Annotated in this window: 24 protein-coding genes and 2 pseudogenes; 18 read left to right on the forward strand and 8 right to left on the reverse strand. The window is 27.1% G+C overall.

Annotated elements, in window-relative coordinates:
* Positions 1-465: 465 nt before the first annotated feature.
* The 10 genes from NG904_RS06100 (at position 466) to NG904_RS06145 (ending at position 10,830) form a co-directional block, all read left to right on the forward strand.
* Entirely contained in the window at positions 466-1,932 is a 1,467-nt protein-coding gene (locus NG904_RS06100; RefSeq protein WP_252230510.1) for a glycosyltransferase family 39 protein, read from the forward strand.
* A 106-nt stretch (positions 1,933-2,038) separates the two neighbouring features.
* Complete coding sequence (locus NG904_RS06105) at positions 2,039-2,344, forward strand: nucleotidyltransferase domain-containing protein (protein ID WP_252230511.1); 306 nt, start codon at positions 2,039-2,041, stop codon at positions 2,342-2,344.
* Positions 2,325-2,720 carry an HI0074 family nucleotidyltransferase substrate-binding subunit gene (locus tag NG904_RS06110; RefSeq protein ID WP_252214377.1) on the forward strand — a complete coding sequence of 132 codons (396 nt, stop codon included), beginning with the start codon at positions 2,325-2,327 and terminating at the stop codon, positions 2,718-2,720. The genes NG904_RS06105 and NG904_RS06110 overlap by 20 nt, the downstream gene beginning before the upstream one ends.
* A gap of 415 nt (positions 2,721-3,135) precedes the next feature.
* A complete protein-coding gene (locus NG904_RS06115; RefSeq protein ID WP_252230513.1) occupies positions 3,136-4,611 on the forward strand; it encodes a protein adenylyltransferase SelO in 1,476 nt (491 codons plus the stop codon).
* Between the two features lie 325 nt (positions 4,612-4,936).
* Entirely contained in the window at positions 4,937-5,731 is a 795-nt protein-coding gene (gene modA, locus NG904_RS06120; protein ID WP_502801455.1) for a molybdate ABC transporter substrate-binding protein, read from the forward strand.
* A 49-nt stretch (positions 5,732-5,780) separates the two neighbouring features.
* Positions 5,781-6,590, forward strand: a complete 810-nt coding sequence (locus NG904_RS06125; RefSeq protein ID WP_252230517.1) for an ABC transporter permease — start codon at positions 5,781-5,783, stop codon at positions 6,588-6,590.
* A gap of 20 nt (positions 6,591-6,610) precedes the next feature.
* On the forward strand, positions 6,611-7,651 hold the full coding sequence (locus NG904_RS06130) for an ABC transporter ATP-binding protein (RefSeq protein ID WP_252230519.1): 1,041 nt from the start codon (positions 6,611-6,613) through the stop codon (positions 7,649-7,651).
* An 18-nt stretch (positions 7,652-7,669) separates the two neighbouring features.
* A complete protein-coding gene (locus tag NG904_RS06135; protein WP_252230521.1) occupies positions 7,670-8,404 on the forward strand; it encodes a Rossmann-like domain-containing protein in 735 nt (244 codons plus the stop codon).
* An 820-nt stretch (positions 8,405-9,224) separates the two neighbouring features.
* Positions 9,225-9,365 (forward strand): hypothetical protein, encoded by a 141-nt coding sequence (locus NG904_RS17460; RefSeq protein WP_353846050.1) that lies wholly within the window; start codon positions 9,225-9,227, stop codon positions 9,363-9,365.
* 388 nt (positions 9,366-9,753) lie between these two features.
* Complete coding sequence (locus tag NG904_RS06145; protein ID WP_252230523.1) at positions 9,754-10,830, forward strand: galactose ABC transporter substrate-binding protein; 1,077 nt, start codon at positions 9,754-9,756, stop codon at positions 10,828-10,830.
* 341 nt (positions 10,831-11,171) lie between these two features.
* Here NG904_RS06145 and NG904_RS06150 read toward each other — a convergent pair whose 3' ends face one another.
* Positions 11,172-12,035 (reverse strand): ABC transporter substrate-binding protein, encoded by an 864-nt coding sequence (locus NG904_RS06150; RefSeq protein ID WP_252230525.1) that lies wholly within the window; start codon positions 12,033-12,035, stop codon positions 11,172-11,174.
* A gap of 974 nt (positions 12,036-13,009) precedes the next feature.
* Between NG904_RS06150 and NG904_RS06155 the strand changes: the two are divergent.
* The 3 genes and pseudogenes from NG904_RS06155 to NG904_RS17465 all read left to right on the forward strand — a co-directional run.
* Positions 13,010-14,018: pseudogene (locus tag NG904_RS06155) on the forward strand (xylulokinase); the annotation flags it as partial.
* A 152-nt stretch (positions 14,019-14,170) separates the two neighbouring features.
* Positions 14,171-14,587: a cupin domain-containing protein gene (locus tag NG904_RS06160; RefSeq protein WP_252230527.1), complete on the forward strand. Its 417-nt coding sequence runs from the start codon at positions 14,171-14,173 to the stop codon at positions 14,585-14,587.
* A 163-nt stretch (positions 14,588-14,750) separates the two neighbouring features.
* Positions 14,751-15,071: a helix-turn-helix transcriptional regulator gene (locus tag NG904_RS17465; protein ID WP_353846051.1), complete on the forward strand. Its 321-nt coding sequence runs from the start codon at positions 14,751-14,753 to the stop codon at positions 15,069-15,071.
* Positions 15,072-15,191: 120 nt separating this feature from the next.
* Here the strand turns inward: NG904_RS17465 and spoVAE are convergent, their stop codons facing one another.
* Genes spoVAE through NG904_RS06185 form a run of 5 tightly spaced genes read right to left on the reverse strand, consistent with a single transcriptional unit; the run spans position 15,192 to position 18,141 of the window.
* Entirely contained in the window at positions 15,192-15,545 is a 354-nt protein-coding gene (gene spoVAE, locus NG904_RS06165; RefSeq protein ID WP_252214366.1) for a stage V sporulation protein AE, read from the reverse strand.
* A 22-nt stretch (positions 15,546-15,567) separates the two neighbouring features.
* Positions 15,568-16,569 carry a stage V sporulation protein AD gene (spoVAD, locus tag NG904_RS06170; protein ID WP_252214364.1) on the reverse strand — a complete coding sequence of 334 codons (1,002 nt, stop codon included), beginning with the start codon at positions 16,567-16,569 and terminating at the stop codon, positions 15,568-15,570.
* The gene (gene spoVAC, locus NG904_RS06175; RefSeq protein ID WP_252214362.1) at positions 16,570-17,049 is read right to left on the reverse strand and encodes a stage V sporulation protein AC; all 480 of its coding nucleotides are present in this window, start codon (positions 17,047-17,049) and stop codon (positions 16,570-16,572) included.
* 12 nt (positions 17,050-17,061) lie between these two features.
* Positions 17,062-17,922, reverse strand: coding sequence for a DUF421 domain-containing protein (locus tag NG904_RS06180; RefSeq protein ID WP_252230529.1), 861 nt, complete (start codon positions 17,920-17,922; stop codon positions 17,062-17,064).
* A gap of 12 nt (positions 17,923-17,934) precedes the next feature.
* Complete coding sequence (locus NG904_RS06185) at positions 17,935-18,141, reverse strand: DUF1657 domain-containing protein (RefSeq protein WP_252230531.1); 207 nt, start codon at positions 18,139-18,141, stop codon at positions 17,935-17,937.
* A gap of 236 nt (positions 18,142-18,377) precedes the next feature.
* On the opposite strand from NG904_RS06185, the gene NG904_RS06190 reads away from it, so the two are divergent.
* The gene (locus NG904_RS06190; protein WP_252214356.1) at positions 18,378-18,581 is read left to right on the forward strand and encodes a DUF1657 domain-containing protein; all 204 of its coding nucleotides are present in this window, start codon (positions 18,378-18,380) and stop codon (positions 18,579-18,581) included.
* 197 nt (positions 18,582-18,778) lie between these two features.
* Here NG904_RS06190 and NG904_RS06195 read toward each other — a convergent pair whose 3' ends face one another.
* Entirely contained in the window at positions 18,779-19,144 is a 366-nt protein-coding gene (locus NG904_RS06195; RefSeq protein ID WP_252230533.1) for a DUF4363 family protein, read from the reverse strand.
* Between the two features lie 14 nt (positions 19,145-19,158).
* Positions 19,159-19,887: a DUF421 domain-containing protein gene (locus NG904_RS06200; RefSeq protein ID WP_252230535.1), complete on the reverse strand. Its 729-nt coding sequence runs from the start codon at positions 19,885-19,887 to the stop codon at positions 19,159-19,161.
* A gap of 345 nt (positions 19,888-20,232) precedes the next feature.
* On the opposite strand from NG904_RS06200, the gene NG904_RS06205 reads away from it, so the two are divergent.
* The 4 genes and pseudogenes from NG904_RS06205 (at position 20,233) to NG904_RS06220 (ending at position 23,389) form a co-directional block, all read left to right on the forward strand.
* Positions 20,233-21,285 (forward strand): galactose ABC transporter substrate-binding protein, encoded by a 1,053-nt coding sequence (locus NG904_RS06205; RefSeq protein WP_252230537.1) that lies wholly within the window; start codon positions 20,233-20,235, stop codon positions 21,283-21,285.
* Between the two features lie 492 nt (positions 21,286-21,777).
* The gene (locus NG904_RS06210) at positions 21,778-22,122 is read left to right on the forward strand and encodes an FAD-dependent oxidoreductase (RefSeq protein ID WP_252230539.1); all 345 of its coding nucleotides are present in this window, start codon (positions 21,778-21,780) and stop codon (positions 22,120-22,122) included.
* A 257-nt stretch (positions 22,123-22,379) separates the two neighbouring features.
* Positions 22,380-22,610, forward strand: a pseudogene (locus NG904_RS06215) (serine dehydratase subunit alpha family protein); the annotation flags it as partial.
* Positions 22,611-22,633: 23 nt separating this feature from the next.
* Positions 22,634-23,389: a J domain-containing protein gene (locus NG904_RS06220; RefSeq protein WP_252214344.1), complete on the forward strand. Its 756-nt coding sequence runs from the start codon at positions 22,634-22,636 to the stop codon at positions 23,387-23,389.
* The last annotated feature ends 26 nt before the right edge of the window (positions 23,390-23,415 follow it).

Here is a 23,415-nt window from a genome sequence, read left to right on the forward strand (position 1 = left end):
TTTACCTATTGCATATATCAACACGCATTTAAAACATAGCCTAATTTTTAAATTATTGAAGAAACCTTTATTAATGGAAGTTACCTTTGAAAAAAATTTTTTGACTTTTTCAAAGGTAACTTCTTTTTATTATATGAAATATGATTAAATGCAGCAAAATAGACATATAAAAGCAAAAATGGTAAACTTATAAAGTGAAATGTTTGTTTAGTAGATGATTAAAAATAAAGAAAGCTTAAAGTAAATGGAGATTAATAATGAAAAAATGTATAATTTATAAAAATATGAATTTCTAAAGTTGAAAAGAAATACTACATTTTTTTGTATTATATTAATTAAATATTTCAATCATGTGTACTTATAGGACAAGCAATATAACATAGGTCCTCATATCTACAAACAGATAATTTAACTCAGAGGTAATAAGATTTATGAACGTAACCCTTTAAAGTTAAAGGAGTAAAAATGAAAGTTAAAGGAGTAAAAATGAATAAATTAGATAACTTATGTACTAAGGTTATGAATACAATGTTAAAAATTATATTATCAATTATAATTATAGCAAGCATTTGTATTTTATTTCCTATACTTATAGATAGCAATGTTGGGACAATAGTATTTTTATTAGTTATAATAATTTCTATATTATTTGAATATAAAATAATAAATTCTAATATTAGCTATAAACAAAAAATATTTTCATTAATATTAATATCAATTTTTATCAAAATTTTGTGGATTTTAAATGCAGATAATACACCAAATTCTGATTTTAAAGTCATGTATGAATGTGGTAAAAATTTCATAGCAGGAGATTTAAGTTGTTTTAAAGGAATAGGCTATATAGGAAGATTCCCACATTTAACTATACATGTTTTATATATGGCAGCAATACAATATTTATCTCCAGCAAATAATTTGTTAATTATGAAGATTATAAGCTTGTTTTTAGGAACAACAGTAGTGTTAATTGTATATTTAATAACACTAGAATTGTTTAAAAGCAAAGAAAAAGCATTATTATCATTATTAATAGCAAGTGTATTTCCACCTTTTATAACGTATACTTCAGTATTTTGTAGTGAAAATTTAGCAATGCCTTTTTATTTATTAAGTATCTACTTATTTTTAAGAGGTATTGAATCTGATAAATATAAATTTCGATTATTTTGTATCAGTAGCATATGTTTAGCTTTCGGAAATTTATTTAGAATGGTTGCTATTATAATTTTAATTGCATATACTTTATATATTTTAATTTATTATAAAGATAGAATATTTAAAAAGTTAATAAATATAGTCTTTGTTATTGTTCCATATTTTTTAATTATAGTTTTAGTTAGTAGCATTCTTCAAAAGGTAAATATTACAGAAAATCCATTATGGAGAGGAAGCGAACCTAAAATAACAAATGTATTAAAAGGAACTAATTTTAACAGCTTAGGTATGTGGAACGTTGAAGATGCAAAATTGGTAGAAGAAAATATAAATAACTATGATGAACTTAAACTAAAATGTAAAGAAGTAATACATGATAGGTTTACAACTGCGCCTACTATTAAAGTGTTGATTTTTTATTTGGGAAAATTAGGATCACAATGGTGTATAGGAGATTTTGCAGGATCTCTTTGGACTCAAAAAGATGTTCCAAAAGAAAAAATAATATTTAAGATAGGAATTTTTAGTTCAGCACCTTTTCAAATATTTTATATTATAATATTGATTTTTATTTTTTTAGGATTAAAGAAGAGAAGTGTTATGAATTCAAACTCAAAATTAAATTTATTTTATCTAATATTTCTAGGATATATAGCTGCTTATTTAATTACTGAAAATCAAAATAGATATGGTTATATAATAAGTTGGTTATTTATTATTTTAGCTGTTGATGGAATTAAAGATAGATTTTTATTTAAAGCAAAAGATGAATAGATTTATAATTTATTTAAAAACAATTATATTTTCTATAATTCTTGAAATAAAATAATAAGTATATTTATAATTTGCTTATGTTATAATTATATTAAAAAAATTAAAGGTGATTAATTTGAATTTAGATAAAAATATATTAGAAGAAATAATAAATATAAGTAAAAAATATGATTATATAAATAAGGTAGTTCTTTTTGGATCAAGGGCTAGAGAAGATAATAGTTTAAAAAGTGATATAGATTTGGCTATATACTCAGATAAGGATTTAGGAGAATATATCGAGGATATTGAATTAAATACTAGAACATTACTAGAATTTGATTTCTCTGATATGAAAAATATAAAGGATGAATTTTTTAAAGCGCAGATTAATAAGGATGGTGTCATTATATATGAGAAATATAGATTTTAAATATATGAATTTAAAAAAAGCATATAATAAATTAATGGAAGTAAGTAAATTATATGATGGTAAAGATGAAATCATAAGAGATAGTTTAATACAAAGGTTTGAATTTACTTATGAATTGACACATAAAACACTAAAAGAATTTTTAACTTATTCAGGGGTGACATTAGAAAATTCATTTCCTAGAACCATTTATAAAAAAGCATATGTTAATAATCTAATTTCAGATGATCAAGTATGGATTAACTTATTAGAAGATAGAAATAAAACATCCCATATTTATAATGAAGAGTTAGTAAGCGATATTGCTAATAGAATAGTTAATTGCTATGTTGGAGCAATTGGTGAATTAGTGAGTAATTTAGAGAAAATGATATAAATATATATTCAATCAGGGAGTAGGATACTCCTTATTAGTTAAATGATAATAGAATGCGTGATACAATGGAAAGTCCTTTGAATTAAGGGCTTTTCTTTGTTTTATGATAAAACTAATTGAGAACAAGACAAATTATTTAAAAGCTTAAGTGAAGCCTTTATTATAAATTCTATGAATCATCTAATTATTATGAATCATCTACTTATGAAGAAAAAGTTCTCATTATAAATATATATACAAGTTAATATTATTGATGAAATAATAGTGTAAATTATAGCAATAAAGATTAATAAGAAAAAAATTTATGTATAAACTAATGAAGTAAACTATAGCTATTTTTATAATTTAGCTATAAATATGTAATTATAAGAATATCTAGTACTTTATTACAAATATAAATATTAAAGGAGATAAAATGAATAATAAAGAAGTAATTACTAATGCTCATTTGAATTTAGAAAATACGTATATTAAACTTCCTAAAAAATTATTTTCAAAACAAAATCCAAACAAAGTACCAAGTGCGAAGCTAGTAGCATTTAATAGATCACTAGCAAAGAATCTAGGGTTAAATGAAGAGTTTTTGCAAAGTGATGATGAAGTAGATTTTTTTGCTGGAAATAAAATTTTAGAAGGTACAGTTCCAATTGCACAAGCTTATGCAGGTCATCAATTTGGACATTTTACAATGTTAGGGGATGGTAGAGCCGTTCTTTTAGGTGAATTTATATCAAAAAATGGAGAAAGATTTGATATTCAACTTAAAGGCACAGGTAGAACGCCATATTCAAGAGGTGGAGATGGAAAAGCCACTTTAGGGCCAATGCTTAGAGAATACATAATAAGTGAGGGCATGTATGGGTTAGGAATTCCGACAACTCGTAGTTTAGCAGTAGTTTCAACAGGGGAAGATGTAATAAGAGAACAAATTTTACCAGGAGCAATTTTAACACGTATAGCAAAAAGTCATATACGCGTTGGTACATTTCAATTTGCTGCAAACTGGGGAACATTTGAAGAACTTAAAGCATTAGCTGATTATACTTTAAATAGACATTTCAAAAAGGCAGAATATGAATGTAATCCTTATTTATATTTACTTAATGAAGTTATAAAGAGTCAAGCGAAGCTTATTTCAAAATGGCAGTTAGTGGGATTTATTCATGGAGTTATGAATACTGATAACATATCTATTGCAGGAGAAACGATTGATTATGGTCCTTGTGCATTTATGGATGTCTATGACCCTAATACTGTATTTAGCTCTATTGACATTAATGGGAGGTATGCTTATGGGAATCAACCTAAAATAGGAGCTTGGAACTTAGCTAGATTTGCAGAAACATTGTTACCATTATTAGACGAAGATTTAGAAAGGGCGACCAAGATGGCTGAAAATTCAATATCTAAGTATAGTGATTTATATAATAAATATTGGTACGTGGGAATGAGAGCAAAGCTTGGAATATTTAATGAAGAAGAAGAAGATAAAAAGTTAATACAATCTCTTTTAACTATGATGAAAAGATTTAAGGCAGATTATACAAACACTTTTCGTAATTTAACATTAGGAAATCTAAATGATATAGATATGTTTAAAAGTGAAGAATTTAAGATGTGGTATGAATTATGGCAAGAAAGATTAACAAGGCAAGATGGATCAAGTGAAGAATTAAAGAATCTAATGGAACAAAATAATCCAACAGTGATACCACGTAATAATAGAGTAGAAGAGGCCTTAGATGCAGCAGTTAAATATAATGATTATGGTGTTATGCAACGTCTTGTAGATGTTCTTAAAAATCCTTATGATTATTCAAATATCAATGAATATTATTCTACATTACCAAAATCAACAAGTTGTGCATATAAGACTTATTGTGGTACTTAAATGAAGATAAAAATGCAATACATTTCTAAACTGCCCAATGTCTACTTGACAGAGGGCAGTTTATTGTTGTGGGTTATTTTAATTTGTGGAAAATAAAGAAGAACTTAATATGTTTTTAGATAAAATATTTATAATAGAAAATTATAATAAATTTAAATAAACAGTCATAGAAATAGTTAATATGTTGAAAAATGAAAAAATAGATATGGAATTTATTGACTGGTAAATAATGGAGTGGTATTCTATTTGTATAGAATACGAAAGAAGATGGTTACATTAGAGTGAAAGGGGCTAAAATGAATTACTAGAAGAGAGGATGATTTTTGTGAAGAAAAGGAATTCACTGATTTTAATTTCAACATTGTTAATAGTTGCTATTATGTTAGGGGGATGCGGACAAGCATCAAAACCTACTACTGCAAATAATGAAAAAGACAAATCTTTATTAATTTATTGTGCTGCAGGTTTAAAAAAGCCAATGGATGAAATAGGGGAAAAATTCGAAAAACAAAATGGTGTTAAAGCTGAATTTACTTATGCTAATGCATCAGATCTTATAGGTCAAATGGAGATTTCACATAAAGGAGATATTTGTGTATTACCTTCAAATAAAGACTATGAAACGGCAAATAAAAAAGAATTAACGCTAGATAAAAAGGATTTAACATATCATACACCTGTAATTGCTGTGCCTAAAGGAAATCCACTTGATATAAAAAACTTACAAGATTTTTCAAAGTCTGAAGTCAGAGTTATCTTAGGAGACCCTGAAACATCACCATTGGGGAAATTGGCTATGAAATTATTTACTAAAGCAAGCATTCAAGATGAGGTAAAACCTAATATTGTTTCAACAGTTTCTACTGTAAATGAGATAGTAACCTATCTTTCTATGAAAAAAGCAGATGCTTCAATTGTTTGGGAAGATAATGCTCTTAATGCAGCTAAAGATATAGATTGCGTTCAAATTCCAAATGAACAAAATTCAGTTGAAAAGGTAAATATAAGTACTCTGAAAAGTTGTGAAGATAAGGAGTTAAGTCAAAAGTTTATTGATTTTACTAATTCAGATGAAGGAAAGGCTATATTTACAAAAAATAATTTAAAACCTATTGAATAATATGCAAAATGTAATTGTTTACTTTGAAGCAGTATTGAGAGGCTAACTAATGAGATTTAATAAAAATTTAAAAGACATTTTTTTTAAAACATCTATATGTATATTTCTTTTGGTTTTTATATTATTTATAATTTTTGCAATATTTGGGGTATTACTAAGAGGCATTCCTAATTTAATAGAAAGTCTATTGGATAAAGAAATTCAGTTTGCAATTAAGTTAAGCTTTTTTACATCAACCATATCAACAATAATTTGTTTGATGTTTTCTATACCTATATCATATGGATTAGTTAGGTTTAACTTTTGGGGTAAAAAAATTATAAATGCAATAGTACAAATGCCAATTTCAATTCCACCAATTGCATCAGGAATAGCTCTTTTATTACTATTTACTACAAAGCCTATAGAGAATATTGTTACTAAATTAGGAATAGATCCTGTTTTCTCTGTATATGGAATAATAGTAGCTCATTTTTTTATTAATACTCCATATATGATAAGAATTTTAAAAGTAACTTTTGAAAGTATTAATCCTAAGTTAGAATTTGTTGCTAGAACACTTGGTTATAGCAGTTGTGAATCATTCTTTAAGGTAACGCTTCCATTAGCAAGAAATGGAGTAATTTCAGGAGTTATAATTGTATGGACTAGTGCATTGGGCGAATTTGGTACTGCTCTTATGCTTGCAGGAGCTATTCGTATGAAAACAGAGACATTACCAGCAGCAATATTTTTAAATTTAGCTGGTGGGGAACTGGATAAAGCGTTAGCAGCAGCAACAATATTAATAATTATGTCTATAGTATGTTTGTCTATTTTTCAATTGCTTGAAAAGAGAAATACAGAAAATATAAAATAATACTAAAAAGGAGTTATTTTATGCTTAAATTAGAGCATATTTATAAAAAACTGGGTAACTTTAAACTTAAAGATATAAATTTTGAAGTAAAAGAAGGGGAATATTTTGTTATATTAGGACCAACAGGAGCAGGTAAGACTATAATTTTAGAAATAATAGCAGGAATTTATAATCTGGATAAAGGGAGTATATATATAAATAATAAAAATTTGAACAATGTTCCACCGGAGCATAGGAATATAGGATTTGTATATCAAGATTATTTGTTGTTTCCTCATTTATCTGTGAGAGAAAATATCCTCTTCAGTTCTAAAGTAAAAAGTATGTCTAAAAGTAGTGCAGAGAAAGCTTTATTTAGTATATGTGAAATGCTTAATATAGAGCATTTATTGAATAGAAATATATATATGTTAAGTGGAGGAGAACAACAGCGTATTGCTTTCGCAAGAGCTATTATTACTTCACCACAAATACTATTATTGGATGAAGTCAGCAGTGCACTTGATCCTTGTACTAAAGAAATTTTTCAACAAAACCTAAAAAAAATGCATAAAAATCTAAATACTACAACTATTCATGTTACTCATGATTTTAATGAGGCTTTGTATTTAGCAGACAGAATAGCAGTTATGAATAATGGAGAAATTCTTGAAATTGGAAGTCCAGAGGAAATATTTGAACATCCTTCATCAGAATTTATAGCTAAATTCACAGGATTTAGTAATCTATTTAAATGTAAGGTAAGTGATAGAAGAGCGATTTTATCAAATGATGTGAAATTTGTTGTTAAAAATAACAGTGTACTTAATGAGGCCATAGCTGCAGTACGTGGTGAAAATATTTTTCTGTTCTTAGACCCTAGAACTCAAAGCTTTGAGAATAAATTCAAAGGTAGAATTGTTGAAATTATTAATCAAGGATTTATAAAAAAAGTTATAGTTGATGTAGGAATTGAATTAAACTCATTTGTAACAAAAAAATGCATTGAAGACTTAGAGCTAAATCCAGGGAAAGAAGTATATGTGGGAATTAAAGATAGCGATATACAAATTTTGAAATAGAATTATGGAGGCAATAATATGAATGAAACAGAATTTTATAATAGTTTATTTAATAAATTTATGAATATAGTCAATGATAATAATTTTTTAAATGATGAAATTAAGGTAAAAGGAAAGGCTTTAAAGCCAGAGGAAGCTATAGGAAATCCAGACAGAAAAGATTTTCCTATTATAAAAGGAAAGGAAAAATTGCTTGAAGCGGATTTTAGAGGTCAAAAAGGTCAAGCTTTTACGGATATGCCTAATAATTTTGAAGGAACTTTAAAACAAATTATTGAAATGCCTTTAAAAACTAATTTTGATACAGCGGTATATATTGCAACTTTAAATGCTGTATGTAGATATTTAAAATTAACAGATAAAACTATTCATTGTAAGGATGGAGAACCAGAAGTATGTGCAGAGAAATTTGCTTATTATATTAAAGATAAGTATGGTAATCCTAAAATAGCGATGATAGGGTATCAACCTGCAATATTAGAAAACCTTTCTAAAAAATTTCCACTTAGAATTGTAGATTTAGCTTGTGATACAGTAGGTAAGATTAAATATGGTGTGTTAGTTGAAGATGGAAATAAATCTATAGATGATTTGTTGAATTGGTGTGATATAGTAGTTGCTACAGGCAGCACAATAGCAAATAAAACAATAACAAATTTTTTAATCGATAAACCTACTATTTTTTTTGGTACAACACTTGCAGGAGCAGCATCTTTAATGAATCTTGAAAGATTTTGTTCATGTTCAAAATAGTAGGTATAATGTTAATATCCTTTTCTAACTTTATAATTTTTAACTCATCCAGTTATTCCAGAAATTAAGTTAAAGATACGGGATTGTTTGAATTTAAAATATTTTCTTATATAAAAGTTCAAGTTTAAAAAAATTTTATGTTAAAGTACACTTTATTGTAATAAATGAAAAATTAAGTGTAGATAGAAATACAAAAAAGAAGAAGATGTAAAGCAAATTTATGAAATTATAAAAGAATTAGTTTAATAAGCTTACCTAAAAGACTTAACCTAAATTTTCATTCTATTTAAAATTAGTACTTAAAGAATAAGTTAACTTTTGTATCTCGCTAAGTAGATATAGCCTAAGAAGCTAGTGTATTATCTACTTAACGGGGTGATTTTTTCTTTTTCAAATATATCGATACATGTTAAGGTTATTAAAAACTTAGCCAAAAGCTAAATGGTGAGTATTAGAAAGATATATGTCTTGAAGAAGAAACAGATGATTCTTATTGGTGGAGTGATGAACAGGAAATAATATAAGGAGCAAAATTATTTTATAATAAATATTAAAAATTTAATTTCAAATGCTCAAGTATGGATTAATTTATTTAGAAGATAGAATTAGAATATTTTTTTTATTAATACAAATGATAATATTAATTATTATAATTAAATATTTGTCTTGGAGGATTTAAATGAGCATTTAAAAAAATATTAGTATTTATTATAATAGAGATTCTACCGATAGGAGTTTTTAAAAATAATGTATTTGCTAATTCAAATTTTAATAAAGAGACTCCGATTAAGATAGCTGTATTCTAGGCAATTCTAATTCCATGTATATTTTTTTACTTAAAGAAAATTTGGAACGTATTGAAAAAGAGAATAAAGGTAAAGTAAAATTTACTTTCTTTGATGCAAAAGATAATCAAAGTTTACAAAATGAAAGTATTAAAAAAGCCCTTACAGAAAAATAGGATCTTTTTATAATAAATTTAATTACTCATAACTTAAAAGGTAGAATTGGAAGTCCATTAACATATTTAAGAACAAAGCACTCTATTTTAGCACTTAATGAAGCGGGAATAAAAACAGAAGAGATTGCATTATCTAACTGTGAATAGATACAAGATTGCGCTAAAAATTCTATTGAAGCTTTTTATTCTATTGGAATGAATTTAGCCTTTGGCAGACCTCCTCTTGAAAATACAAATTATAAATTTGATAATACAGGATTTACAGTTCATTTAACTTACAAGGAGTACACAAATAGTACAAAGTAAATGACAAATGTAATTATTCGTAGCTATGTTGGGTCTATTAGGTGAATATAGACTAAGTAAAAATAAACTAAGGAGAAATAATATGGAGGCATTAAGAAGAGTATTAAAAATTATAATAACTTCAATTATCATTTTAGTTATACTAGTATGTAACAGTAAAAAAGTTATAAGTGTTAGCAAAGACTTTCCAACAAGACGGTCTATTAAAGTAGCTGTACTTGCAAAAGATCTTGTTACTGATGATTATCTCAGAACTATTTGCAAAGAATTTGAAGATATTGGAAGAAAAAATCAGGGTAAGGTTGAATTTACATGTTATGATTCAAAATCCAATTTGGCAATACAAAATGAAATTATTGATAAAGTACTTAAAGAAGGTGTTGATCTTATATTACTAGATACAGCTGATACAAGATATTTACAAGAAACTATTAATAAAATTAAAATATATAATATTCCAGTAATAATATTTAATAGAGAACCACTTACAATGGAGGCTATTAAGTCTTATCCCAAAGCTATATATATAGGAACAGATTCAAAACAATCTGGAATAATGCAAGGAAAAATGCTTATTGATCAATGGAATACTAATAAAGAGCTAATTGATAGAAATAGAGATAACACAATGCAATATATTATGTTGCAAGGTGAACGTTACAATATGGTACCAATCGAAAGAACGAAATATTCTGTTTTAACAATTAAACAAGCTGGAATACAAACAGAAGAACTTGCATTAATTGTTAGTCAATGGGATTATGAATTAGCTAAAAGTGAAGTTAAGTCATTGCTTTTAAAATATGGCAATAAAATTGAAGTTATAATTTCAAACGATGATACAATGGCAATAGGAGCTATTCAGGCATTACAAGAATTTGGATTTAATAAAGGCGATAAAACAAATACAATTCCAGTTGTTGGAGTTGATGCAGTACCAGAAGCTCGAGAATTGATTGATAGAGGAATTATGTTAGGTTCTGTTGTTCATTATCCCAATGACTTGGTTCAGGCTCTTTATAGTGTAGGCATGAATTTAGTTGATAATAGAAATCCAGTTGAGGGTACTCAATACAAGCTTGATGATACAGGAGTTTCAATACATATTCCCTTTAGAGGTTATATAGAAAATGTTAGAGGTTATGTAGAAAACAAATAATTAATTTGCGGAGAATGTAGATATAGTAAATCTAGAGGAAGGTGGATCAATTATAATCACAAACAGCCCATATGTTGGTTATAATATGGGAGCATATCAATTTGGAGAATAAGAGAATTAGCCAAACATCTATAGAAATATAAGTGCTTTTTGTACTTGAAAAAGAAAAAATTGTATCATTAGAAAATATGTAAGATTGGATATGAAGTAGTGGATTTTAAAGGTCATGCGTAGTCTCCACCATAGAAAAAACTGTACATTTTTTGTACAGTTTTTTATTTTTAGACATAAATTTATTATGGAATTCTTATTTAAGTTATAATAATTAATTAGAATATCTACTATTTTTTAATATCGTCAGCTAAATATTTATCACTTAATCCATATTTTTTTAGAATTTTCTTGATAGTTTTATCTTTTTTCATATCATCAATTTTTTTATTCATTGCATTTAGCAAAGTAATATCATGTTTTTTGATTGCTATTCCTATAGTTCCAGGATATTCTGGGGTATATGGTTGTAATATTTTTAAATAGAGATTTCCTTTAAATAATAGATATTCTCCAATAATTGAGTCCATTAGACCAGCATCTATTTTCTTTGAGCTTATTGATGATAATAACTCAGGTATATCTTCAAAAACAATCACATCTTTTACTTTACCTTCTTTTTTCCATTTTTCTGCTAAATCTAGATACACGGATCCTTTTTGTGCTCCGATAACTGCATCTTTTAAATCTTCTATAAAATTGATTTTTGAAACTTTCGGCACAATGATAGCTTCTGACTGTTTATACAATGGATCAGTAAAATTTACTAATTCTTTACGTTTATCTGTAATAATAATTCCACTAGCTGCTACATATGTGCTATCATCACTATTTAGTTTTTCAAGTAAATCTGAAAAAGGAACTATTTTCATTTCTACTTTATTAAAGCCTAGTTCTTTTGCAATTTCATTCATTATATCTATATCTATTCCAGTGGGTTCATTTGTTTTAGTATCTATAAAAGAAAATGGAGCAAGATTAGATGTTAAAACAGTAAATACTTTTTCTTCTTTAATTTTTTCTATTTTATCATTATCTTCTGTATTAATTGGAGTTAAAGTATTAGTAGTTTCTGCACTACATATCTTAGAAAACCCAATACTATTTATAAGTAGAAGAAGTAAAATTATAATTTTTTTATAATTTTTTTTCATAAATAATATCCTCCTTGTATAATGTAGTTGTAACATTTGATAGAAAACTATTTATAATTCTATTAAAAAAGTATTATAAAATTTATCTGGTATATATTCAATTTATATTATTTAATTATTTACATATAACTGTATAGAAATGCTGTTATTTATGTATACATAATTTCATAATGAAGCAATATCAGGTTTGTTCTTATTATTGTCAGTATTACTCTTATCATTCTTGTTTTTGTTATATTGACATTTACCCATTAGTATCACCACCTTACTTTACTTTTTTATTATTCTCGGAAGAAGGTTACGCTATTCATCTTTGTAAATAAATTTTAGAAATTAGACTTCTTTATGTTGAAACACAAGCCAAACTATAACCTAAATTTGATGAAATAATTTGAAGTGGAGTACTTGATACAATTCTAATGCCTGATTTGTCAGTAGTTTTTGTTTAATATCAAGTAGTATAGATGAAAAAATAAAATTATGAAGCTAAGATCTGATTTCGATATTCAATTAAAGTCAGATCTTTAATTTTTTTTAGTAGCCCTTTTTGTAGTGTGAAAAATTATAGAAAATAAATTTCTAGTAAAAATATTGATAGACATTAGAGCGCTATCAAAATATAAAAATGTAAAAAGTTAATAAATAAAATGTGAGGGGGAAGTTTAAAGATAATTATTACTTACTTTGAGTGTAGATTCTGTTAATACAGTATAATTTAAGAACCCGAACTCATTTGATACTAGTAGAATTGAAGAAGTTTTGAGATAAATACTACGTTCTTAGTGATTAAAGGAGCAATTAGTAATAAGGAATATTATTTACATTAAGAACATTTTAAATAATTATGTAAAAGTTTACTGAAAAATGTTTACTAAGAGTAAAATAGTACGTACAATAAACTTATTAAAAGATATTTTAAAAGTTGTGATTTAAGTATAAATAAAAATATGTGTATAAAAATGGGAGGTTTAATTATGAGATATTTATTAGGTTTGGATATTGGAACATTAGGAACTAAAACAGCATTATTTGATGAAGAAGGAAACACAATAAAAACTGCAACATATGCATATGATTTATTTCAACCACAAGTAGGATGGGCAGAACAAAATCCAGAGGATTGGTGGCAAGCATGTGTTAATGGGATAAAAAATGTTATTGAAAAAAGTAATGTACAAGCATCTGATATTAAAGGTATTGGATTAAGTGGTCAAATGCATGGGCTTGTTTTATTGGATAAAGAATGCAAAGTAATTAGAAATTCTATAATTTGGTGTGATCAAAGAACAGAAAAAGAATGCGATTATATGACAAAAGTTATAGGAAAAGAAAGATTAATTAAAATAACAGGAAACCCTGCATTAACTGGATTTACGCTTTCAAAATTATTATGGGTTAGAAATAATGAACCTAATAATTATAAAAAGATATATAAAGTACTTCTTCCAAAGGATTATATAAGATTTAAATTAACAAATACATTTGCAACAGAAGTTTCAGATGCTAGTGGAATGCAAATGTTAAATATAGATACTAGAAATTGGAGTGAAGAATTACTTAAGGATTTAAATATAGATAAAAATATATTAGCAGATGTCTATGAATCGGTTGTTGTTAGTGGATATGTTACAGAAGAAGCTGCTAAGCTTACAAAACTAGAAGTAAATACACCAGTAGTTGGAGGCGCAGGTGATCAAGCAGCTGGAGCTATAGGAAATGGAATAGTAAATGAGGGAATAATATCAACTATAATAGGTTCATCAGGAGTAGTATTTGCAGCAACAGATACACCAAGATTTGATAAAGAGGGAAGAGTTCATACTTTATGTCATGCAGTACCTAATAAGTGGCATGTAATTGGTGTTACTCAGGGATCAGGTTTATCTTAAAAGAACATTCTGTGCTAAAGATTTTGAATATAGTGAAAAGTTGGGCACTGATGTATGCGATTTATTAACAAAAAAAGCAGCAAAATCAAAACCAGTAAAATAGCTACTGAGCAAATATGAAATTTGCTCATTTAATAAATACCTAGTTTTTTTATTATAAAGTTTATTGAAAATAAAATAAAAAGTGGTGTTAGTATAAAGTAGTGGCTATATTCTGCTAGTAATAAAAAAGATTTTTTATTCTTATTGTCAGTAGATAATTGCTATGATATAATTCAAACAATAAATATAATAAAAGGTGATTATATGGATTTTGAACATGAAACGATAAACATTAATCAAGATATTAGTGTTAAGTTTCAATATTATGATGATAAAGGCAGTATAATCTCGAAGCACTGGCATCGTAGCATTGAAATGATATACATTATAACTGGAAGTCTTGAAGTAAACGTAAATGGTATAGATTATAATTTAAAAGAAAACGATTTAATAGTTATTAATTCTCTTGAAATTCACTCAACAATGTGTAAGTATGGGAATACGGCTGTAGTACTACAAATACCTTATCAGTTTTGTGAAAAGTATATTGACAATATGTCTACAACAAAATTCTTTTGTAACCAACTATTACAGAGAAAATACCTTCCCTTAATAAGTTGAAAGAAATTTTAGTTAGTTTTCTTGCTATTTATAATAAAAAAGAATTAGGATATAAACTTAAAATTAACAGTTTGATTTTTAATTTACTATTTATTTTAGTAAAGGAATTTAGTAAAATCGATAAAAAATTTGACAATAAGAATAGTGATAAATATCTGGATAAATTAGCTTTAATAATAGATTATGTAAAAAACATTATTCAGAGCATATAACGCTTGAGTCTGTTGCAAGTGAACTTTATTTAAATTCAGAATATTTTTCTCGTTTTTTTAAAAAATATATGGGAATCACATTTTTAAAATATTTAAATAGTATTCGTCTGGAACATGCTTACATAGAGCTTGTAAACACGGATCATAATATTTCTGAAATTATCGAACGTAATGGTTTTAAAAACTATAAAATGTTCACGAAGTTATTTAAGGATGAATATGATTGTTCTCCTAATGAAAAACGTAAACAAATTAAAATTAACAATAATTAAATTTCTTTGTTTCCACCATTGAAACCCACTGCAACACTAATGTAAGTGTTGCAGTGGGTTATTTTAGTTGTTACATCAATTAAATATATGTAGGCATATGAAAGATTTTTTTTCATATGCCTAACCTTTTGGTTTAAATATCATGGCAGAAATAAATCCAAATATTATTGCGGAGGAAACACCTACACTTACTGTCTTTAAAACACCAGTAAATATTCCTATAAAACCCGTTTGCTCAGCCTCAGTTATAGCAGCTGTTACAAGGGTATTTCCAAAGCTACTTATAGGTACAAATGCTCCAGCACCTGCGAATTTCACCAAAGGATCATATAGACCAAATCCACCTAAAATTGCACCAATTACAACTAGTGTACAAGTTGTATGTGCAGGGGTAATCTTTAAAGTATCCATTATAAGTTGCCCAATAACACAAATTAATCCACCTATTATAAATGCAAAAATAAATTTTTCCATAACTTAACTCACACCTTCTTTTTTACATTTCTATAGAAACAGCATGGGCAACACTAGGTATGCTTTCCTTTTGTTGGAAGGAGATAGGAGACATTAAGGCACCTGTTGCAACAATCAATATTTTCTTTAATTCCCCTTTTCGCATACGATTAAGTAAATGTCCATAAGTTACAGTAGCAGAACAACCACAGCCACTTCCACCAGAAAAGCTTGGTTGGTCTTCTTTATATATTAAAAGACCACAATCTGTAAATATATCCGTTGGCATATTTATTTCATGTTTTTTTAATAAAGCATTAGCAAGTTCATGGCCAACTTTTCCTAAATCACCAGTGGCAATAAGATCATAATGAGAAGCATCAATATTTAAATCTCTAAAATGCGCTTCAATGGTATCTACAGCTGCTGGTGCCATGGCTGCACCAACGTTATATGGATCTGAAATACCCATATCTACTACTCTTCCTATGGTCGCAGAAGTTATTTTAGGTCCGTTTCCATTTTGTCCAAGGACTGCAGCTCCAGCGCCAGTTACTGTCCATTGAGCAGTAGGTGGTCTTTGCACACCATATTCTGTAGGATATCTAAATTGTTTTTCAGCAGCTGCATTATGACTACTTGCAGCTGCTATAACATATTTAGCTGCTTTACTTTCTATTAATTGAGCAGCTAATGCTAAACCTTCCATGGAGCTAGAGCAAGCACCAAATATTCCCAAATAAGGTATTCCTAAAGTTCTTGCAGTAAAGCTACTAGAAATGATTTGATTCATTAAATCTCCACTTAAGAAAAAGTTAATATTTTCTTTTTGTATCTTTGATTTTTGTATTGCTCTTTCACAAGCATGCTCAAGTAGAGCCTTTTCTGCTTTTTCATAGCTATCTTGCCCAAGCCATAAATCATCATAAAGTATATCAAAGTCATCAGCTAAAGCACCATTACCTTCAAAAGGACCACCAACGGCGGCAGAAGCTAATATTGTAGGTTTAGAATTAAAAATCCAGGATTGATGTCCTTTAAGCATTTACATCGCCCCCAACCATGTTATTGTTATTTTTATTGTAGCAATTACAAAAGAAGCAAAAACTCCATAAACAATAACTGCGCCTGCAAGACTGAACATATTTCCAGCTACTCCAAGTACAAATCCTTCAGTTTTATGTTCAATTGAAGCAGAAGCTATAGAATTGGCAAAGCCTGTAATAGGAACAGCAGATCCACATCCAGCCCACTGACTAAGATGATCGTAAATTCCAAGGCCAGTAAATAAAGCTGCAAAAAATATTAAAACTAGGGACGTAGGACCTACTGAGGTTTTTTCATCAAAATTAAAGTAGTTAATAAAAATCCACTGTAGTCCTTGCCCAATTGTACATATTGTGCCACCTACGAGAAAGGCTCTAATACAATTAGTTAAAATGGGTCTTTTAGGTTCTATACTATTTACTAATGTATCATATTGCTGCTGAGCTGAGGTCATTTTTTTCTTTTTCATATTTGACATTTATTTCACCTTCTAACGTAATAAATATGGTTCTAATTTTTTTATGGTTTTTTCTAATTTTTTAGCACTTTGTGAGTACATAGTTTTTGCATCTTCATTGTCACAGTCTAAAGAAAATGAAATAAGATCTGCTTGACTTTTTTGAATACTAGCATAGAGCATTTCTTTAATTTGTGTTTTAGGGACTTGTATCATATCATCAAAAAGATCTATATATAAGTCGCCAGAAGAATCTACTTGACCAAGAAAAACATTTTCAAGGATAACCCCTTTGATTTCTAGCTGAGTTGTAAGCCAGCCTCGATTTAATCCAGCATTAGTAAGACCTTCATTTAATATGTTTCCATCTAAAATAACTGTTTGTGGTTCAGTCTTAGGTGCTACTTTTTCTCCTAAATCATATGGGGTAATGGGCTTTTTATCAGCTTTTAAACTAATATTTATATCTCCAGTTGTTTCCATTACAGCAAATTCAACATCGGCTAAGTTAAATACTTTTTTTAAACGCATTTGTTGTAGGAATTCTTGCCCTGTAATTCTTTCTTTGGATAAGTTATCTTCCATAACTTTACCGTTTTTAACAAGAACCCGTTCTTTACCGTGCATTAGGTTATAAATCCATTTACTTCTCATGGAAGCATAATCTAAGATAATAGGCATCAGTGCCCAAACAGACAGTGTAATTAATCCGAAGTAAATATTATTAACTATATTTAAAGAAATTAAAGTAATTATAATAGCAATGACGGCATAAGAAATAAAATCAAAGGGTGTAGCCTTAGATAAGGTCTTTTTTTTCATATATTTTGTTATAACTAATGTTAAAAAAAATAAAATTATCGAATTAAATAATAGTATTAACCAAGAATCCATATGCCACCTCACTTAGTTGCCTTTATATTGGGGTTCCTCAAACTCCATAAAGCCTATTCTTTTTTCTAAGTCTGTTTTAATTTCATTTATTTCTTTATATGCCTGATTATAAATAGCGCTAGCTTCTTTATCACGTTCTTGCAATGAATACATTCTTAAGGTGGACTCAGACCCCTTTAGTGTAGCTAATGTTTCTTTTACCTTTGAAATCGCAGTCATATAAAAGTCTCCTTTATATTTATTAAGTTGTTTTCTAGGTTACTTTAACCAATAATCTTAGTTTTAATTCATTTTTAATATATATATTTATTTAAATTATTAAAGACAAATTGTTAAGGATTAATAAATATAAACTAGATTTAAAAAGGAATATATTTCATTATGAATAAATTGAATATTTAAATGGATTATGAACAAAATATAATTGCAACAAAAAATACAAAGGAGGAGTTGTTATGCCAACAGGAACAAAACTTGAAACAGCATTAGCTAGTGCTAAGGGATTAGGTGCTGATATGAAGACATTTTCTTTAGATACAGATAATCAAGAAGCAAAACAAATGTTTAATCAACTTGCAAATACAATGGAAAATGTAGAACAAACAATTCAATCAAGACTTGATTTTGTAAAACAAGAAGAACCTCAATATAATAAATAGTTAATTAATAATTGATATACTCTCATATCTAGTTAAATTTATATTTTATAGATATGGGAGTATATTAATATGTAATATAATTTTGAGTTCTTACTGGAATTATTAAACTATAAATTAATTACATAAATAAAATTTCAATATAAAAATAATTGTTAAAAAGCATATTATAACTATGCTTTTTATAACACATTTAGAGTTTATTTACCTAATCCATCCCAATGATCATAAGCTTCATTTAATTCAATAAGTGAAGCAGATTTATCTTTTGCCATTATGGCACCATTAAGACGTGCCATACTCTCTTGAAAAGAATTTATTTCATCTCTTTCTGAACTAAACTGAATTCTTTTAACTACTCTTTTCCAAACATTTGACAAATTTTTTGTTTTATCACTAGCATCTTCCCAGTTTTCTGATTCTACATCTTGAATAATCAATTGTATTGACTCAGGAATATTATCATTTTTTCCTAATGATTTTTTTAAAATAGTACTACTAAGCATAATTACTACAAAAAGAATTAATGCTACTATAGGTGTAGTTATGACTAAAAATTTTCTCATAATAGTTTTCCTCCTTAATATGGGCCCTTATAATCACCAACATCAGTTATTTTTACAGTGTGATCATCATATTTATCTATATACAAGGAACCAGAAGGAGTCAGTGTTGCAAGAAATACCTCTGAAACATCCTTGATTTGGTACATTTTTAGCTGATCCATAAGCCATTTTTCAGTTTTATTAAGTTGTTTTAAATTTTGATGTATAAGTATTCCATCGTAAATAAGTTCTGTACTTATGCCTGTTGACGCTTTAGTAATATTCATATCTTTAGGTGTTAGAGGTTCATATTGTGGTTTTTTAAGTACAGATAATTGTCCATTTGGTTCAATAATTGCAAAATCCACTTGTGACAAATCAAAAACATCTTTATTTCTTAATAGTCCCATGATATCAGAGACTTTGTATTTCATTTTGCGTAATGCATTCTCCATTATTTTACCATTCATAATTATAATTGTAGGTTCTCCATCTATGTATTTTGAAGCATATCTCCATTTTAATGTAATATATTCCATTGTATATCCTAGTAGAGCCCAAACAAAAAGACCTATAAAATGAGGCCAAGCTCTACTAGATAAGTCTGTTGTAAGACTTGCAGCAATAGATCCAATTGTTATTCCAAGGACATAATCGAAAAAACTTAATTGACTTATTTGTTGTTTACCTAATATTTTAGCAAAAATAAGTAAGGAAAAAAATCCGATAATAGAACGCACAAAAACTACTAATCCTTCATTCAATTTTCTTTACCTCCTAATCTTAATAATATACAGTTATTATTTGACTTAAAGTAAATTTTATACTGGTGTTAGTATAAAATAGTGTACACTTTAAGTGGAACTAAATAAAATATTATTTAGTTAAAAAATAAAGTGTTCATAAATGGATAAAGCAAAAGAAGATTAGATGAATTGATTAATGCAATTAAATAAAGCAATATGTTTAATATAAAATGTATTGTAGAAGGTAAATCATGTAATGAAAATATAATTAAGGAAAAGTATATTGAATTAGAATATTTTTTATTATTAATACAAATGCTAAAATTAATTATTATAATTAAAGAGATATCTTGGAGGATTTAAATGAGCATTTTAAAAAAAATATTAATATTTATTATGATTCCAATTATTCTAATAGGAGTTTTGAAAAATAATGTATTTGCTAATTCAAATTTTAGTAAAGAAACTCCAGTTAAGATAGGTGTATTCTTAGACAATTCTAATGCTATGTATGTTTCTTTACTTAAACAAAATTTGGAACGTATTGAAAAAGAAAATAAAGATAAAGTTAAATTTACATTCTTTGATGCAAAAGATAATCAAAGTTTACAAAATGAAAGTATAGAAAAAGCCCTTACAGAAGAATATGACCTTTTTATTATAAATTTAATTACTCATAACTTAGACGATGTAAAAAGTACTTTAATTAAAATCATGAGAAAAAATATTCCTTTAATTTTAAATCCAGACCCCACTGAAGAAATAATAAACTTTATTAAACCGTATAAGCGATTTGTTGTTATTGGAGCAGATTTTGAGCAATCGGGTACTATGGAAGGAAAAATACTTGCTAATGAATGGAATTCTAATAAAGAGTTCATAGATAAAAATCATGATGATGTATTGCAGTATGTTATGTTAAAAGGCAGAATTGGTAGCCCATTAACATATTTAAGAACAAAATACTCTATTTTAGCACTTAAAGAGGCTGGAATAAAAACAGAAGAGATTACATCCTCTAACTGTGAATGGATGCAAGATTGCGCTAAAAGTTCTATTGAAGCTCTGTTTCTTAAATATGGTAATAAAATTGAAGCTATAATTTCTAATAATGATGCTATGGCAGTAGGTGCTGTTGAGGCTTTACAGAAGTATGGATATAATAAAGGAAATAAATCAGAAACAATTCCAGTTTTAGGTATTGATGGAATGCCAGCTGCCAAAGATTTAATACAAAAAGGTTTTATGACAGGTACTGTTGCTTTAGATCCTCACGATCTTGCTGAAGCTCTTTATTCTATTGGAATAAATTTAGCATCTGGCAATCCTCCTCTTGAAAATACAAACTATAAATTTGACGATACAGGATTTACAGTTCATTTAACTTACAGGGAGTACATAAATAGTACAAAGTAAACACTAAATGTAATTATTCGTAGGTATGTTGGAGTTATTAGTGAATTGGTGATTAATTTAGAAAAATTGATATAAGAATAGAGGTAGGCTATGGATAGCTAATAACTAGATAATTTCCAAAATTCATTCTAAGAAAAAAATTAATATGAAAATAATAAAAAACCACCAATTCTAGTGTAAAATTTATTTGCAACAAATAAATTTACTAAGAAAAGGTGCCTTTTTTATGATTAATAATCAAGAATACATTTGAAAAAACACTGAAAAAATTATACTTTTATCTTCGAAAAGATTAAATAATTTAATTGCAATAATAATTGGTATTATAAATTCAAAATCTAAGGACAACTATTAACTAAATAGGAATCTAAATAAACTTTAGTTAGTTTGCAACCCTTCTCTATTAAGTTCAAATTTCCATGTTTTAAGCACCAATCATAAATTACACCTCTAGAAATAGTTAATATATCATTTGTAATTTCTAAGGCATCAATGGTAGAGGAAAGTAAGGAAATTTTAGGAGGACCTCACAATTTACCGTTTATGAACTATGATATGCTTAAAGATTTATTAAAATATGAAAATGTTAAAATAATAACATCAACATCTATAGCAGCAGCTAATGATGAAGGAGCAATAGTTAAAAACAGTGATGGTATAGAAGAAATATTAGAGGCAGATACAGTAATAATGTCTATAGGATATAGATCAAATAAAAATTTATATGATGATTTGAAAATGGAAATAGAAGATTTATATATATTAGGAGATGCAAAACAAGTAAAGAATATCATGTATGCTATATGGGATGCATATGAAGTAGCAAGAAGTATATAATTATAAAAGAGTTGTGTAAAATTATGTTTTTATACAACTCTTTTATTTTTATTTAGCCAATTATCCCTAGTATCGTCTATATTAAATCCATTAGTTTTAAAATCTCTAAACGTTTCTTGATGAACGATAGTACTTTAAATTAACTTTAATTTTCAGTATAATATTTTAAGTAATAATAAGGTGAAAATCCAAATAAACTACTTACAAACTGGTAAATGCTATGTAAGGGAGTAATTTAGTATGAAAAAAATGATAGAATCTATAATGCTTATGTTCAAATATTGAAGGAAGAACTAGTTCCAGCAATGGAATGCACAGAACCAATTGCAATAGCTTATGGAGGAGCTAAGGCTAGAGAGGTTTTAGGTGGAGTTACTGAAAAATGTAAAATTGAGGTAAGCAGTAACATTATTAAAAATGTAAAAAGTGTTATTGTACCAAATACAAATGGATTAAAGGGGATAGAAGCAGCACTGGCAGCAGGAATAGCATATTTAAATGGAGATGATAAATGATGGATTATCATAAAATATTAGGTGTAGAAAAAAATGCATCAAAAAAAGAAATAAGAGAAGCGTATGAAAAGCAAGTAGAAAAAATTAAAAAGGAAGTAGTTAATGAAAAACGACTTAATGAATTTTTGAAGTTATTTAATGAGGCATATGAAGCTTTAAATAGGTTAGAAGAAAGTCCACTAATGGATAAAAATGAAACGCTAATTATGCAGCCGCAAGAAATAGAAAAGGAATTGGAAGTTAATAATAAAAATAGAAATTCAGTTTCTAGAAATAGATCAAAAAGCAAAGTTAGAAATACTAGCACAAAAAAGAAAGACGATGGTAAAAGAGGATTTTCAGAAAATAAAGATAAGAAAAATAATAGGAATGATAATAGAGAAGAAAAACTTAGAAAACAAAAAATGGTTGAAAAAAGTCCAAAAAGTAATACTAAGCAAATATTTGATTTGTTTATGTTACCATTTAAGATATTAGCTTTACCATTAATAGCTGTATTATCAATAATAATATTATTATGTCAGATCATAAATGTAGTTTCATGGATAGCATCTAAAGTATTAATAGTTGGATCTATATCAATAGGGGCTATACATCTATATCAGGTTAATTTAGGACAAGTTATAAATTATAATATACTGATTTTGGCTACTTCAGTATTATTAGCATCATTCTTCTTACCTTATATATTAAAGTTTGTGTTGAGAATTTTTGAAAAATTAAATAATATGTTAAAAGACTTTGTTTTTTAATATTTATTTAAGATGATATATAAATT

Origin of the sequence: Clostridium sp. ZBS15 (genome assembly GCF_023845705.1) — a bacterium.
GTDB lineage: Bacteria > Bacillota > Clostridia > Clostridiales > Clostridiaceae > Clostridium > Clostridium aquiflavi.

Bases quoted from the DNA above. Each gene is read 5' to 3' on its own strand.
- NG904_RS06100 (WP_252230510.1), top strand. From the start codon at position 466: ATGAAAGTTAAAGGAGTAAAAATGAATAAATTAGATAACTTATGTACT.
- NG904_RS06110 (WP_252214377.1), top strand. From the start codon at position 2,325: ATGAGAAATATAGATTTTAAATATATGAATTTAAAAAAAGCATATAAT.
- NG904_RS06115 (WP_252230513.1), top strand. From the start codon at position 3,136: ATGAATAATAAAGAAGTAATTACTAATGCTCATTTGAATTTAGAAAAT.
- NG904_RS06125 (WP_252230517.1), top strand. From the start codon at position 5,781: ATGAGATTTAATAAAAATTTAAAAGACATTTTTTTTAAAACATCTATA.
- NG904_RS06130 (WP_252230519.1), top strand. From the start codon at position 6,611: ATGCTTAAATTAGAGCATATTTATAAAAAACTGGGTAACTTTAAACTT.
- NG904_RS06135 (WP_252230521.1), top strand. From the start codon at position 7,670: ATGAATGAAACAGAATTTTATAATAGTTTATTTAATAAATTTATGAAT.
- NG904_RS17460 (WP_353846050.1), top strand. From the start codon at position 9,225: ATGTATATTTTTTTACTTAAAGAAAATTTGGAACGTATTGAAAAAGAG.
- NG904_RS06145 (WP_252230523.1), top strand. From the start codon at position 9,754: ATGGAGGCATTAAGAAGAGTATTAAAAATTATAATAACTTCAATTATC.
- NG904_RS06150 (WP_252230525.1), bottom strand. From the start codon at position 12,035: ATGAAAAAAAATTATAAAAAAATTATAATTTTACTTCTTCTACTTATA.
- spoVAE (WP_252214366.1), bottom strand. From the start codon at position 15,545: ATGGAAAAATTTATTTTTGCATTTATAATAGGTGGATTAATTTGTGTT.
- spoVAD (WP_252214364.1), bottom strand. From the start codon at position 16,569: ATGCTTAAAGGACATCAATCCTGGATTTTTAATTCTAAACCTACAATA.
- spoVAC (WP_252214362.1), bottom strand. From the start codon at position 17,049: ATGTCAAATATGAAAAAGAAAAAAATGACCTCAGCTCAGCAGCAATAT.
- NG904_RS06180 (WP_252230529.1), bottom strand. From the start codon at position 17,922: ATGGATTCTTGGTTAATACTATTATTTAATTCGATAATTTTATTTTTT.
- NG904_RS06185 (WP_252230531.1), bottom strand. From the start codon at position 18,141: ATGACTGCGATTTCAAAGGTAAAAGAAACATTAGCTACACTAAAGGGG.
- NG904_RS06190 (WP_252214356.1), top strand. From the start codon at position 18,378: ATGCCAACAGGAACAAAACTTGAAACAGCATTAGCTAGTGCTAAGGGA.
- NG904_RS06195 (WP_252230533.1), bottom strand. From the start codon at position 19,144: ATGAGAAAATTTTTAGTCATAACTACACCTATAGTAGCATTAATTCTT.
- NG904_RS06205 (WP_252230537.1), top strand. From the start codon at position 20,233: ATGAGCATTTTAAAAAAAATATTAATATTTATTATGATTCCAATTATT.
- NG904_RS06210 (WP_252230539.1), top strand. From the start codon at position 21,778: ATGGTAGAGGAAAGTAAGGAAATTTTAGGAGGACCTCACAATTTACCG.
- NG904_RS06220 (WP_252214344.1), top strand. From the start codon at position 22,634: ATGATGGATTATCATAAAATATTAGGTGTAGAAAAAAATGCATCAAAA.